Source organism: Nocardioides sp., assembly GCF_036267815.1.
Taxonomy (GTDB): domain Bacteria; phylum Actinomycetota; class Actinomycetes; order Propionibacteriales; family Nocardioidaceae; genus Nocardioides.
In genome coordinates this window covers 81,799-96,160 of sequence record NZ_DATAVI010000007.1, presented here as the reverse complement: position 1 = coordinate 96,160, position 14,362 = coordinate 81,799, and the positions used below count along the sequence as shown (strand labels likewise).

Below are 14,362 nucleotides of genomic sequence, written 5' to 3'. Positions count from 1 at the left end.
TGCCACGCCGTGGGCGCCTGAGTCGGCGAGGCTGCCGCACAGGGTGTCGTAGTCGATCATGACCAGCACCTGGGTGGCGCTGCCGCCGTGCTGGGGCAGCCCGTTCTTGGGCAGGTTCTCGAGCAGGGCGCAGAACGCCTCTCCCCGTCTGCGGGGTAGCGGGAGGCGTTCGACCTCGGAGTCGAGGTTGAGGCGTCGGGGGGAGGTGTAGGCGTCGAGGTAGGTCTTGAGCCGGTTGGCGACCGCTTCGGGTAGCCGCGCGTGCAAGTCGGCGCTGCCGTCGCCTCGGGGCCGGAACGAGAGCCTGGTGGCGGCGCGGGCGCGGCGTTCCTCGGCCAGGAGAAGCCGGTGCTCGTGGTCATCGGCCAGATCCGGGGCGATGACCTCCAAGACCTTGCGGGCCAGACGGCGCAGCTCCACCGGTCCGAACTGGCCGGCCTCGGTGACCAGGTGGGCCTCGGCCTTGGCCACCAGCTCGGGCTCTAGGTCGCCAGGGAGCTGCCCCAGGGCGGTGGCGATGATCTGCGCCTGCTCCCACGTGATGCGCCCGACCCGGACGGCCTCGGCGACGATCGGCCACCGCTCTCGCAGCGTCGCCCCGAGTCGCTCGTCCCGGGCGGCCTCGCGACGGTCGGTGCGCGTCTCGGCGGCAAGCCAGGCGCCGGGGGACCGGTCGGCGGTGGTCTCGGCGACGTCATCGGCGACGGCGAGCACGTCGGCGCGCAGGGCGCTGACCCGGGCGCCGATCCGACTGAGCGTGACCAGCAGCGTCGCCTTCTCGCGGGTGGTGGCGAAGATCGGGTCGCTCCCGGCCACGTCGTCCAGCGCCGCCTCGATCCCGCGCGCCGCCGCCACAAGCGCGTGCTCCGGAATCGGAGACTGGCCCGAGGTGGGCGTCGGCGACGAGATCGACATAGGGAAAGCGAATCAGCCGTCACCGACATTCCGGGGCCCCGTCAGAGCCGAATTCTCGCTATCCGAGATATCCACAGAAACTTCTCGCGGCTCGGACACCAGTGTCGCCGGACCGGGTCTCCGGGTCCGGTGTGGAGACCCGACGGCCGATCATTCCGGGAGCCACAGGAACTGCGGAACCTGACAGACGGTCTCGAAGCCGAGTCGTCGATAGACAGCGAGGCCAGCGTCGCTGGCGTGCAGGATGGCGCGGCGGGCGCCGCGGGCGAGGGCCGCGTCCATGAGGGTGGCGGTGACAGCGCGACCGATGCCGCGCCGGCGGGCACGCTCCAGCGTGGTGATGTTGTACAGGCCTGCGGTGTCCCCGGAGATCCAGGCGGTGCCGCAGCCGACCGGATCTCCCTCCCACCAGGCCGTCACCTGGACCAGCGCGTCGCCGTCGAGCAACGTGATCAGATCCAGATACGGCTCGTGCACCTCGGAGGGGATCTCGAAACCCTCGAGCATCACAGCGCAGGACTCGTGAAGGTCGGCGACACCTGCGACCTGGCGCACCACGGCCCGGTCATCGAGCCGCGGACGGATCGGGCTCCGCATCTCGACGTACATCCCGGGGATCTCGAGGTGAACGAGTCCTAACCCGGTGAGTACCGGCGCCAGCTCGACCGCGTGACCCGACGGTGCGGACCACCACATGAAAGGCAGCCCGCGGTCGAGGTAGGGCCCGACCACCTCACGCGCACGCCGTTCCACGTCGCCGACTCCGAACCTCGCCGCAGTGATCGCATTCAGGATCGGGTCCGGGTGGCCGCTCCACCAGCAGACCACGTCGTCGTCCGGGCCGCGCTCGAGCATCGGTGCCTGCGAGACCGTGCGCAGGAAGTGCTCCAGGTTGTCCTCCACCGCCGCCACCCGCGCGTCTGGCATGGCGGCGACGCTACCCCCGAGAACCGAGGGCAGCTCCCACCTCTCTTCACGGGGCCTCAGGCGGGAGTGATCTCCAGGGCGGCGATCTGGCTGTCGTGCAGCGTGAAGCGGTAGTCCAGGTCGACGACCGCGCCGGGGAAGTCACCCTCGAGCCTGACCCGGACGACGACGGTGCCGTCCTCGTCCGTCTCCGAGCTCAGCGGCGCGACTGTGTAGGAGAAGAGCGCCCACGTCGTCGTCAGCCACTGCTCGATCCGCCCGACGCCGAGGTAGGTCTGGTCCTGGTCGGTGACCGACGCCGTCGCGGCGAACGCACCGAGCGCGACGTCGAGGTCTCGTGCCCGGTCACCGCGCAGGTAGCTCGACACGGCCGGCGGGAGGGCGGGACCCGAGAGGTCGACCACGACCTTGCCCGCGGCGCCTCGCTCCACGGCGTGGTGGGCGTCCATGACCGATGCCCAGTCGTAGCGCTCGGGGGCAAGCCTCGGTGCCAGCCGCCCGGCGTCGACGAGAGCCGTCGCCTCGCGGAGGATCTCGCCGTGGTGCGCACGCCCGCGACCGGTCAGGAGCGGCAGCAGGGTGAACACCCCCGAGTAGGAGGCCCCCCGGAAGCTCAGGGGCGCCAGGGAGTGGCTCCCCCAGCCGAGGATGCTCACGACGCGTCCGGTGTGCTCGCGCACGGCGGTGAACGACGCGTCGAGCGTCGCGCCACCCCGGGTGTCGAAGACGACGTCGAAGCCGTCTCCGCCGGTCGCCGACCCGACGTACTCCTCGACCGTGACCGACGACGCGTCGATGGGTTCGGCGCCGAGCGCTCGGACGGCGTCCAGCCCGGCCCCGACCTCGGTGGCGAACACGATCGCCCCTCGGGCGAGCGCGACCTGGACGGCGATGCTGCCGACGCCGCCTCCGCCACCGTGCACCAGGACCAGGTCGCCGGGCGAGACACCGGCCCGGTCGACGAGTCCCTCCCAGGCCGTGATCACGGCCAGCGGCAGGGCCGCCGCCTCGAGCATCGAGAGTCGGGCGGCCTTCGGCGCGAGGAGGTTCGCGTCGACGGCGGCGTACTCGGCGAGCGAGCCCTGGTGCGGGCCGACGCCACCGGTCATGCCGTAGACCTCGTCGCCGACGGCGAAGCGGTCCTCGGTCCCGGCGCCGAGCTCCACCACGGTGCCCGCGAGGTCGATCCCCAGCACCGCCGGGAGGGCGACCTCGGCGTGGTCGGCGGCGCCGACGCGGATCTTGGTGTCGAGCGGGTTGACGCCGCTGGCGGCGACCCGGACGAGCACTTCGCCCGGAGCCGGGACCGGGCGGGGCAGGTCCGCCAGGGCCAGCTCGGAGCCGAAGTCCGCCAGGACCAGCGCCCTCATCGTGGTCTTCCTCGTCGTCTCATTCGCGGTGTTCGGGTAGGTGTTCGGGTTGGTGTTCGGGTAGGCGTTCGCGATGGTGGTCATGATGGCTCCTGTCGAGGTGGGCGGGTCAGTGGGAGCGGCGCGGGTAGCGGAGGGCTGCCAGAAGCGCGAGGCCGAGCGCGATGGCCATGCCGTACAGGACGCCCTGGGTCGCGGTCGCGAAGTCGTGGACGACGACGGCGTGCAGGTGGTCGGCGATCGCCGGCGGCGTGGATCCGGGGCGGGGGGATCCGCCGCGGGCGGCGTCGCCGGCGATCTGGGCGGCCTGCGAGTGGGGCACGCCGAGCCCGACCAGGGAGCTCGTCAGGTGCCCGGTCAGCACCGTGGTCAGCACCGTGCCGAGGACCGCCAGGCCGAGGCTCGAGGCGTAGTTGCGGACGGTCTGGGTGATCCCGGTGACCTCGCCGTACGACGCGTCGATGGCGCGGTTGACGGCGTCCGTGCTGGCGGGCCCGAGCAGGAGGCCGATGCCGGCGCCGGCCATCAGGAGGTAGGGCCACTGAGCGCCGAGGGAGTACTCGTGCAGGTGCTGGGCCCACAGCGCGAAGCCGGTCGCGCCGAGCGCGCTGCCCAGCACCATCGGACGCCGGGCGCCGGACCGGTCGAGCATCCGGCCACCGAGCTGGGCGGCCGGGGCGAAGCCGCCGAAGAACATCAGGAGGTAGAGGCCGGCCCGGTTCGCGTCGTACCCCAAGGAGACCTGGGCGTAGACGCTGGCGAAGAAGAACGTCGGGACGAACGCGACCATGGCGAGGAAGAGGACCAGGTTGTCCACGACGAACTCGCGGGCGGCGAAGATGCGCAGCCGGACCAGCGGGGACTTCGTCCGCAGCTCGACCGCGGCGAAGACCGCCAGCACGGCGACGCCGGCGACCAGGGAGCCCCAGGTGAGCGGGCTGCGCCAGCCCCAGACCGCGGCCTGCTCGAAGCCGAGCACCGACAGGCCCATCCCGAGCGCCACCAGAGCGGCGCCGCGCAGGTCGATCCGCTCGGCACGTCGCACGCTCGGGATGCCGGCGCACGCCGTGAGCACCAGGGCGAGGATCGCGATCGGGATGTTGATCCAGAAGATCGCCCGCCAGGTCCACTGGGTGAGGTACCCGCCGGCGATCGGGCCGACCGCGGTGAGCCCGCCGCTGACGCCGAAGAACAGGGCCAGCGCCCGACCGCGCTCGGCGACGGGGAACGCCGCGACGACGACGGCCAAGGCCGCGGGGATCATCAGCGCGCCGGAGATGCCCTGGAGGATCCGGAAGCCGACGATCCACGGCTCGGCCAGGTGTCCGTGCGGGGTGAGGCCGCACAGGGCGGAGGTGACCGCGAAGCCGGAGATGCCGAGCAGGACCATCCGACGAGAGCCGATCACGTCGGCCAGGCGGCCGCCGAGGGCGAACGTCGCGGCCAGCGCGAGCAGGTAGGCGTTGACGACCCACTGGGTGCCGGTGCGGCTGAGGTCCAGCTGGCTCTGGATCGAGGGTGAGGCGATCGCCACGATGGTCTGGTCGATGAAGGTCATCGAGACCGCGAAGAGCATCGCGACCAGGGCCAGGTGCTTGCGGTGTCCGGCCAGCTGTCCGGCCAGCTGTCCGGCCAGGGTTGCGCCGACGGGGCCGACGCGGCCGACGGGGCCGACGGGGCCGACGGGGGTGGTGGTGGTGAGGGTGCTGCTCGGGACGGTTTCGGTGGTGCTCATGCCGCGTGCTCCTTCGACTCGTGCTGGGCGATGCTGACGTGTGGTGCGGGGACGGGAGCGGGGACGGGGAGGAGGCGACCGTGGGCGACCGCCGCGACGGTGCGGACGGCCAGGGCGGCGATCGCGGTGGTGACGACCGCGAGCAGGAGCCAGGTCCAGAGCGCTCCGTGGGGCGCCTGCTCGACCGAGAGCCAGTGGACGGCGTCGACGAACACCGCGGCGTAGGAGAAGGAGAAGGCCCACCAGCCGGGACCGAACGGTGCCTTCCGGAACACCGGGACCAGCCGGACCTGGACCATCGCCATCAGCGCGGCGTACCCCACGAGGCCGAGCGCGAGGGAGTCGACCGCACCGTGGTTGATCTCGAACCATGCCGCGCCGGCGACGACCGGGGGAGCCATCTGGATGGCCATGGTGGGCAGCAGCGGCCCGGGCAGGCTCTTCTCGACGAACATCCGCTGGAGCAGGATCGAGCCGAGGACGAGCCAGCTCACCGAGCCGTAGCCGAACAGGACGCGCGCCAGGTCGGGGTGACCGAGGGCGGCCAGTGCCTCGGAGCCGAGGTAGCCGCCGGCGACCGTCGGGAGGAAGTAGCCGGGGTGCCACTGGACCAGCGAGAGGTCCGAGACGATCCACTGCCCGATCAGGGCGCCGCCGAGGGTCAGGGTGAAGACCAGGCTGACGATGGTCACGATCACGCCGGGGGTGTGCGCGTGGGCGGAGAGGGCGACTCCGAGCAGCATCGGCACGATCCCGACCAGCGCGGTGAACGGCGCGAACACGGGGTCGAGCAGCTCGGTGCGCCAGCGGCGCGTGAGCGTGACGTATCCGGCGTAGCGGACCAGGGTGGCCGCCCAGACGACGGCGGAGAGCGCGAAGAGGGCGTCGCCCACGGCGGACGGGACGTCGTACAGGCGGGAGGCGGTCGCCCAGACCTCACCGAGACCGGTGAGGCCGAAGGCGATGCCGAAGAGGTTCGGGGTGATCCGGGGTGCTGGGGTGGTCATGGGAGCAAGGTAGGAAGGGCCAGTGCCGATCGAGTGACGAACTTGTGACGACCCTCGACGGCACGCTCGACGGCGCGCTCCGAGGCGCTACCGTGCGGTGGGCCGGGCACGGGATTCGGGCACGGGATTCGGGCTCGGGATTCGGGCTCGGAGACGGCCGGGAGACGGCCGGGAGCGGCGGGGAGACGGGGCTGGTCGATGGGGACGGACGCACTGCGGTTCGCGGTGTACGGCGGACCGCGGGTGTGGTCCGGCGACGCCGAGCTCGACCTCGGGCCGCCCCAGCGACGGCTGCTGCTCGCCCTGCTGATGGTCGCCGCGGGCGATGCCGTCGGCATGGACGTGATCGTCGAGACCCTCTGGGAGCAGGACCCTCCCGACACGGCCCTCAACGTCGTCCACCGCCACGTCGGGCAGCTGCGGCGGTCGCTGGAGCCGGAGCTGTCCAGCCGCCAGCCCGGCTCGTACGTCGCCGCCGCCGGCACCGGGTACCGGCTCACGGTCTCGGAGTCGCAGCTGGACCTGCTCGAGCTGCGCTCGCTGCTCGCCGGCCCCTCCGACGCGGCCTGCGTGACGCGCGCCGTCGAGGTGGCCGCGGACCGGGCAGGGGGGCGCCTGCCGTCGAGGCTGGCGCTGGAGAGCCTGCTCGCCGCGCTCGAGGCCGACCGTGCCGCGGCCGGCATCGCCGCCGCGGCGCTGGTCTCCCGCCTCGGCGACCGCAGCGTGGCCCGGCGCCTGCTGCCCGGGGTCCAGGCGATCGCCCACGACCACCTCTTCGACGAGCCCCTCCAGGCGGCGTTGATCCGGATCCTGGTCGCGGCCGGACGTCGTGCCGACGCGCTGGCGCACTTCGGCAACGTCCGCGCCCTCATGGACGAGGAGCTCGGACTCGAGCCCGGTCCCGACCTCCAGGCCGCTCAGCAGGAGTCGCTGGCGGACCCGGTGTCCGCACCAGCGCCGACGGGGTCCGCCGTACCGCCTGCTGCCGAGAGCGTGTCCGCCCGGCCCGCGCAGCTGCCGGTGCACTCCGTCGACGTCGTGGGCCGCGACGACGAGCTCGCCGAGGTGACGGCGCGCCTGCGGGCCACCGGCCGCTCGTCGGTGGTGTGCGCCGTGACCGGGATGGGCGGGCTCGGCAAGACGACCCTGGCCCTGCGATGCGCCCAGGAGGTCGCCGACGACTTCCCCGACGGACAGCTCTACGCCCAGCTCCACGGGTACGACGAGGAGGTCGCCCCGACCGCGGCCCACGACGTCCTGCGGGGGTTCCTCGTCGCTCTCGGCGTCGCCGCCGGACAGGTGCCCGGCGAGCTCGACGACCGGGCCGCGCTGTTCCGCAGTCTCGTTGCCCGCTCCCGGGTGCTGGTGCTGCTGGACAACGCCCGCGACAGCGAGCAGGTCCGGCCGCTGCTCCCGGGAGGCGCGGGCTGTGGCGTGCTCGTGACCAGCCGGCGCCGGCTCGACGAGCTGGCCTTCGCGGGAGCGTTCGTGCTTCCCCTCGGCGAGCTCGACCGTGCGGAGGGTCTCGCTCTCCTGCGCAGCCGGATCGGCGCCGCGAGGGTCGACGCAGAGCCCGACGCCGCCGACGCCGTGGTCGCGGCCTGCGACGGGCTGCCGCTGGCCCTCTCGATCGTCGCCGCCCAGATCGCACGCTATCGCGATGTCACCCTCCAGGAGCTGCTCGACCGGCTCGGCGAGCCGTCGGCGACGTTGGATGCCCTGAGCGGCGGGGCGCGGGCGACCGACCTCCGGCGCATCCTGTCGTGGTCCCACGACGCCCTGTCGGAGCCCGCCGCGCAGATGTTCCGGTGCGTCGGGACACTGCCGGGCAACGAGCTGTCCCTGCTTGCGGCGGTCAGCCTCGCGGGGGTCGACGTCGCCTCGGCTCGCAGCTCGCTCGACGAGCTGGCGGGGGCCAACCTGGTCACCGAGGTCGCCCCGGCACGCTTCCAGATCCACCAGCTGCTCCAGGCCTACGCCCGCGAGCTCCTGCCGGACGACGAGGCGGCCGCAGCCCGCCGCCGGCTGGTCGGCCACTACGTCGGCACCGTCCGCAACGCCTACCTGCTCCACGGGCGACCGCCGTTGTGCCCCCTTCCCGAGGCCGCTGCGAACACCTCTCCCGAGACGTTCCGGCGCTTGGGCGAGGCGCATGCGTGGTACCACCGCGAGCAGCCGCTCCTGGCTGCGCTGACCCTCCAGTGCGCCGCAGCGGGGGCGGCCGTCGAGAGCGCCCTGCTGGTCCTCGACGCCCGGCCGCTGGCGCAGCACAGCTCGCCGGCCGGCGACCTCCTGCCGCTGGCCACCGCGGCACTCGGCGCCGTCCAGCGGGCGGGTGGGCCGGGTGCCCTCGCCGCCGAGCTGCGCCGAGACCGGGGGCTCCTGCTGTGCCGCTCCGGTCAGCGGGCCCGGGGTCACGACGAGCTGGTCGCGGCTCTCACGGCGTTCGAGGAGCTCGGGGACGCCGCCGGACAGGCCAGCACGCTGCGCAACCTCGCCCGCAACGCGCGCTTCGCCGGGGACCCGGCCACGGAGCTGGAGTTCGCGCGCCGTAGCGTCGAGGTCGCCCGGCGCGAGCTCGACGGGGCGGCCGAGTCCGTCGCGCTCACGGTGCTCACCGAGAGCCTGACCGCGTCCGGACTCCTGGACGAGGCGGTCGTCAGCGGGCGGCGGAGCGTCGAGCTGACCCGCGCCCACCGGGTCGTGGCCTGGGAGCCGCACGCGCTCGAGGCGCTCGCGGATGCCTACGCGGCCGCCGGTGACTTCGACAGCGCCATCGCGCACATCACCGAGGCGCACGACATCGAGAGCCAGCAGGGCCTCGGTCGAGGCGCGAGCATCACCGAGACCCGGCACCACCTCTACCTCGCGGAGTTCCAGTACGGCGCCGGCGACCGCGAGGCAGCGCTCGCGTCGTACTCCCGCTACGTCGAGCGGGCCGAGGCGTTCGGCCCGCTCTCGGACTCCGTCGCCATCGTCGACCCCACCGAGGCGGCCCTCGGCGACCTGGACCGCGTGCGCCGTCGCATCGCCGAGCTCGGCGGCTGACCCCGCGGCCTCTGCTGGGCGGATCAGGCCCGAGGCGTCGACGTGGCGTGGAGGAGGCGGCGGGCGTACCAGTCGTGCTTGTCGCGAACGCCGGGGAGCGTGAAGAAGTAGCCGCCGCCGACGGGGGAGACGTAGTCGACCATCGGCTCGCCGACCAGGCGCCGCTGCGTCGCCTCGAACTGGCGGCCGATGTTGCGACAGAAGGCGTTGAAGACCAGGCCGATGTCGAGGTCGCCGTTCTCGTCGGCGCCGCGGTCGTAGTTGTAGCCGCGCCGGTAGATGCGGGAGTGCGCGGTCGCGGTCGTGCGCGGGTTCGCGAGTCGGATGTGCGCGCTGAGGGGGATCGTCGCGCCCCGCGGATCGTGCCGGTAGTCGGGGACGTCGTCCTCGTGGCGCATGCCCAGCGGCGCACCGCTGTCTCGGTAGCGCCCGATCATCTGCTGCTGCTCGGTCAGGGTGACCCGGTCCCAGAACTCCACGAGGGTCTTGATGATGCGGCACACGTGGTAGGTGCCACCGTGTGCCCAGGCCGGCTCGCCGGAGCCGTGTGCCCACAGCAGCTGGCGAGCGACGGCGGCGTCCTCGGCGTCCGGGTTGGCGATGCCGTCCTTGAAGCCGAGGTGGTTGCGGGGGATGCCGGAGGGCCGCGGCGGCGCGGAGAAGCCGTCGACGCGCCACCGGACCTGCATGCCACCGCGGGTGTGCTTGGCGATGTCGCGCAGGGCGTGCAGCGCGGTGTCGGATGCTCCCGCGCAGATCTGGAGGATCAGGTCCCCGCCGCACAGCTCGGGCTGGAGGTCGTCGTCGGGGAACGTCGTCATCGGCTTGAGGTGGCGCGGTGCGTGCGACGCGAGGCCGAACCGGTCGTCGAAGAGGGTCGAGCCCACTGCGACGGTCACGGTGAGCCCGTCCGGCGGTACGACGGGCCCGAGCGTGCCGCTGTCGGGTGGCGGAGCACCCGGCCCGGGGTTGCGCGGCGTGCCTCCGGCGGTCAGGAACCTCGCCCGCTCGGTCAGCGTCCGCAGGAGGTCGCGGAGCTCGGCGCGCCCGGCGGCGGTGACGTCCAGGGCGACGAAGCTCGCCGCCGGCGGTACCGCGGTGAGCACGCCGGCCTGGTGGTGGCCGTGGAACGGCACCGCCGGCATCCGCGCATGAGGATCGTGCCGCGGGTCGGGGTGCACCGGCTCGTCGTGGCCGAGTCGACCGCGAGCCGTGTGGGCCGCCGCGGCCAGGACCCCGAGCCCGGAGCCCGTCACGAACCCGCGACGCCCGACGCTCATGGGCGTCCTCCCAGCGGGAGCAGGGCGGGGACCTTCGCCAGCGACTCGAGGGCGTCCCCGACCGCGGCGTCGACCCGCTCGCGCTGGGCCTGGCTGAGGTCGGCGAGGGCGGGCCAGGTGTCGCCCTGGGCCAGCGCGTCGACGACGTCGCAGACGCGGGTCAGTCGGTGGCGCGCGGTGGCGACCAGGTGCGGCTTGCGCGGCCTGACCAGCGGCGCGAGCAACGAGAGGTCCTCGCGCGTCGCGGCGACATCGGCGGTCAGCGACGCGAGCGTCGTGCCGCTGCCGTAGTCGTCGTGTCCCGACAGCGAGTCGCGCAGCGCGTCCTCGAGCACCTCGTGGACCCGAAGGATCCAGCCGCTCTCGCCGGCCCTGGAGGCGGGCAGCCACGACGCGACGGGACGCCCCGCCAGCCGGCCGACCAGGGTCTGGAGCGTGGCCGCGTCCGTGGCCGCGGTCGTGAGGTCGCCCGACCCCCACAGGTCGAGCTCGACGCGGTGGAACCCCGTGAACGCCGGGTCGTCGGTGCCACCGGCCAGGCCGGCCGACGTGCCGTCGATCCGGCGTCCGAGCCGGCCGAACGCGCCGTACGCCGCGTTGTCCTGCCCCAGGCCCAGCCAGGTCAGCCGTGCCCCGAGCCAGGCCTGCTCGGCGGCGCTCCGATCAGCGCCGCCGATCGCGGTGACCAGGGTCTGCACCCGGGTCTGCAACGTCGCGATGCCGGCTGCGACGTAGCGGCGGTAGGCATGGTACGGCGCGACGAGGTCGGTCTTGCTGACCGGCGTCACGGGCGTCCCGGGACCGCCGTAGGTGTTGTCGACGGGCACCCGCTCGACGTCCGAGTCGTGCGGGGGGAGGCCGGCGAGGTAGCAGCCCCAGAGGTACGCCCCGGGGTGCAGCCGGACCACCAGGCGCCGGGTCGTGCCCGGCCTCGAGCGCCGCAGGGTCGCGACGGTGCGGCCGACCGGAAGCCGGACCAGGTAGATCGTGGCCCGGTGGTGGGAGCGGTTCCGGATGCGGAACCGGGTGCGCCCCTTGTTCGGCGCGTACCACCGCGGGGCGCAGGTCCTCTCCCCGAAGGTGATCCGCTCGGTCGGCAGCCCGTGCCGCGCCGCCCTCGCGGTCGGGCTGCCGGTCGCCGCGTCGCCCGACGTGCCGGCCGCCACCACGACGGCGCTCACCACCATGACCATGAGCGCCAGCTCCCGGAGGAGCCGCCGTGACGGCCGGAGCGACACGGCGCCCGGTCAGCCCTTCTTGCCGGTGTAGATGTCGGATCCGAAGGAGTGCACCTGCGGCATCTTGGCGTCACCGAGGTGGTGCAGGCCGAAGATGTCCTCGATGCTGCGCAGCATCGAGAAGTGGTTGTACGGCTTGGTGCTGACCGTGCCCGCCTTGATGAACGGCGAGAGCAGGACCGCGCCGACGCGACCGCCGCCAGGTCCGTAGACGCCCGGCTCGTTCATGTTCGGGTGCGCCGGGTCGTCGTACCCGAGGCTGTCGACCATGCCGCAGCAGGCGGTGGCGTTCTCGTCGTTCCCGGACTCGTCCATCGTCACGATGATCAGGCCGTTCTTGCGGTAGGCCGGGGAGGCCTGGATCTTCGTGATCCACTTCTTCAGGAACTTGTTGACCCGCGGCAGGCGTCCCGCGGTCCCGTCCTGGCACTTGGGCCAGTCGTGGCCGTCGTTGCAGGTGTTGGGCACCACGAAGCTGAAGTCCGGCGTCGTCGAGACCTTCTTGAGGTCGTGCGCGAGCGGCTTGAACGAGAGCACGTGGGTGTCGCACATCTGCTTGTTGCCGATCACCGACTGGAAGTACATGAAGGGGTCGTGCCGGGTCGCGTAGCTGTCCGCCGCGGGGCCGGTCGAGTCGGTGAGGTCCTCGGAGTTCAGCTTGGGGTGACCGCAGGCCGGGCCGTTCTTGGTCATCACGGTCTTGTCGCGGTGCGCGATGTTGCCCATGTCCTGCATGTAGCCGCGCCAGGTCAGGTGCTTGGCGGAGAGCTGGTTGGCGACGGTCTTGACCGACTTCGGGTACACGCAGCCCTCACCGGAGAGCTGGTGGTACTTCGTCCACTTGTCGAAGTTCTCGCCGCCGAACTGCACGAACTGCGTGTAGAGCCCGCAGTCCTGACCGAGCTCGTAGTTGCTGGCCTGCCCGGAGATCACCGCGGTGTAGTTGTCGAGGCTGTCGTGGCCGGTGCCGTAGTACTGCTGGAGCAGGGCTCCCTGCGAGACCATCTTCCTGGCCAGGAACGGCGCGAGCTTCTTGCCGGTCGGGCCGAAGCTGTAGTTGTAGCTCTCGTTCTCGAGCATCACCACCCACACGTGCTTGATCGCCGGCGGCTTCGCCGCGGCGGACCGGCTCGCATGGGTGGCGGCGTGGCTCGCGTCGGGCGCGGAGGTGCCCTGCGCCGGGGCCGCGACGGACAGGCCGATCGCGAGGGCGGCCGCGCCGCCTAGTGCCGCGAGAGTCTTGGGGGTTGGCAGACGGGTCATGAAGGTCGCTCCTCGGGGTCAGCGTGGGCTCGGTTCTAGCAGATTGCCAACAATCTGACAAGCGGCGAATAGGATTGTCGCGGCATCAGGGTGCCGGTGCGTCGTGACGACGCGCCGACGGTCAGGCGACATCGGACCGTCGCCCCGATGAACGACGCGAGCCGGAGCTCCGTCCGTCAGGCGTCGTGGCCCGGGTCGAGCACGACGCCGGCCGCGCAGGACCCCAGGTCGTCCAGGAACCCCGGGTAGCTGGTCGCGACGGCGTCGAAGCGCAGGACGGTGACCGGCTCGCGCGCCGCGACCGCCGCCATCGCGGCGGCCATCGCGATCCGGTGGTCGCCGAAGCTGTCGACGGTGCCGCCGCCGAGCCGGCCGCCGGTGACGTCGAGGCCGTCCGGGTGCTCGACCACGGTGACCCCCAGAGCGCGGAGCATGGCGGTCACGGTGGCCAGGCGGTCGGTCTCCTTGACCCGCAGCTCGCCGGCGCCGCGGAAGCGCGTCGTGCCCTCCGCCAAGGCCGCCGCCACGGCCAGGACCGGGATCTCGTCGACCAGCCCGGGCACCTCCCCGGGCTCGACGTCGGTCGCCTCCAGGGCGGAGCCGCGGGCCGTGACGTCGTAGGAGTCGGCCGAGACCTGCTCGATGACCAGGTCGGCGCCCATCCGCAGCAGGACGTCGAGGAAGCCGCGCCGGGCCGGGCCGAGGTAGACCCCGGGGACCGTCAGCTCGCTGCCCGGGAGCGCGGCGGCGGTGGCGAGCCAGAACGCCGCCTGGGACGGGTCCGCCGCGACAGTCGTGTCGAGCGGGGACAGGGTGGACGGCGTGACCGAGGTCGTCGTGCCCTCGACGACGACCGGGGCACCGCGCGCGGCCAGCATCTCCTCGGTGTGCCGCCGGCTGACCGCCGGCTCGTGCACGGTCGTCATGCCCTCGGCCGAGAGCCCGGCCAGCAGGATCGCGGACTTGATCTGGGCCGAGGCCACCGGCGTGGTGTACTCGATGCCGCGCAGCCCGCCGCCGTCCACGACGAGCGGCGCGTACCCGCCGTCGCGGCCCTCGACCCGCGCGCCCATGAGGCGCAGGGGAGTGGCGATCCGCTCCATCGGCCGCGACCTGACCGAGTCGTCGCCGTCGAGACGCGTGCGGAACGGCAGCCCCGCCGCGATCCCGGTCATCAGGCGGATGCCGGTGCCGGAGTTCCCGTGGTCGAGGGTCATGACGGGCTCAGCGAGGGAGCCGCCGGTCACCTCGACGACGCCGTCGAGGTCGGTCACCTCCGCTCCCAGCGCCGAGATCGCGGCCAGGGTGCGGCGTACGTCGTCGCCGTCCGACAGCCCGGTGACCCGGCTCGTGCCCGGCGCCAGGGCGGCCATCATCAGGGCCCGGTGGGAGATCGACTTGTCGCCGGGCACCCGCACGGTGCCGCGCAGGGCCGACGGGCCGGCGATGGTGACGATGACGGTGCCTGTCTGGGCTGGGGCGGCGGGCGGGGCGCAGCCGTGTCGGGAGTTGCCGACCCGGCGGCGCAGGTAGCATACGGTCCGCAAGGTACCCCGGCGCTGCTCGCCGGACGACGACG

General features: G+C 73.1%; 10 protein-coding genes. 1 reads left to right on the top strand and 9 read right to left on the bottom strand.

Annotation, left to right across the window (positions count from 1 at the left end):
* The 5 genes from VHW64_RS01360 to VHW64_RS01340 all read right to left on the bottom strand — a co-directional run.
* The coding region (locus tag VHW64_RS01360; protein ID WP_329648698.1) for a DUF222 domain-containing protein at positions 1–915 on the bottom strand (915 nt) is incomplete at its 3' end.
* 150 nt (positions 916–1,065) lie between these two features.
* Positions 1,066–1,842 (bottom strand): GNAT family N-acetyltransferase, encoded by a 777-nt coding sequence (locus VHW64_RS01355; RefSeq protein WP_329648697.1) that lies wholly within the window; start codon positions 1,840–1,842, stop codon positions 1,066–1,068.
* Between the two features lie 56 nt (positions 1,843–1,898).
* Positions 1,899–3,296 carry a zinc-dependent alcohol dehydrogenase family protein gene (locus VHW64_RS01350; protein WP_329648696.1) on the bottom strand — a complete coding sequence of 466 codons (1,398 nt, stop codon included), beginning with the start codon at positions 3,294–3,296 and terminating at the stop codon, positions 1,899–1,901.
* Between the two features lie 25 nt (positions 3,297–3,321).
* Positions 3,322–4,947 (bottom strand): MFS transporter, encoded by a 1,626-nt coding sequence (locus tag VHW64_RS01345; protein ID WP_329648695.1) that lies wholly within the window; start codon positions 4,945–4,947, stop codon positions 3,322–3,324.
* On the bottom strand, positions 4,944–5,954 hold the full coding sequence (locus VHW64_RS01340; protein ID WP_329648694.1) for a hypothetical protein: 1,011 nt from the start codon (positions 5,952–5,954) through the stop codon (positions 4,944–4,946). Before VHW64_RS01340 ends, VHW64_RS01345 begins: the two co-directional genes overlap by 4 nt.
* Before the next feature lie 198 nt (positions 5,955–6,152).
* Between VHW64_RS01340 and VHW64_RS01335 the strand changes: the two genes are divergently transcribed.
* On the top strand, positions 6,153–9,002 hold the full coding sequence (locus VHW64_RS01335) for an ATP-binding protein (protein ID WP_329648693.1): 2,850 nt from the start codon (positions 6,153–6,155) through the stop codon (positions 9,000–9,002).
* Between the two features lie 23 nt (positions 9,003–9,025).
* On the opposite strand, the gene VHW64_RS01330 is transcribed toward VHW64_RS01335, so the two are convergent.
* From VHW64_RS01330 to aroA, 4 genes are all read right to left on the bottom strand, one after another.
* Positions 9,026–10,282: a Dyp-type peroxidase gene (locus VHW64_RS01330; RefSeq protein ID WP_329648692.1), complete on the bottom strand. Its 1,257-nt coding sequence runs from the start codon at positions 10,280–10,282 to the stop codon at positions 9,026–9,028.
* Positions 10,279–11,463, bottom strand: a complete 1,185-nt coding sequence (locus VHW64_RS01325) for an EfeM/EfeO family lipoprotein (protein ID WP_329648691.1) — start codon at positions 11,461–11,463, stop codon at positions 10,279–10,281. Before VHW64_RS01325 ends, VHW64_RS01330 begins: the two co-directional genes overlap by 4 nt.
* Before the next feature lie 66 nt (positions 11,464–11,529).
* Complete coding sequence (locus VHW64_RS01320) at positions 11,530–12,783, bottom strand: alkaline phosphatase family protein (RefSeq protein WP_329648690.1); 1,254 nt, start codon at positions 12,781–12,783, stop codon at positions 11,530–11,532.
* Between the two features lie 176 nt (positions 12,784–12,959).
* Entirely contained in the window at positions 12,960–14,330 is a 1,371-nt protein-coding gene (gene aroA, locus VHW64_RS01315; protein ID WP_329648689.1) for a 3-phosphoshikimate 1-carboxyvinyltransferase, read from the bottom strand.
* Positions 14,331–14,362 lie beyond the last annotated feature (32 nt).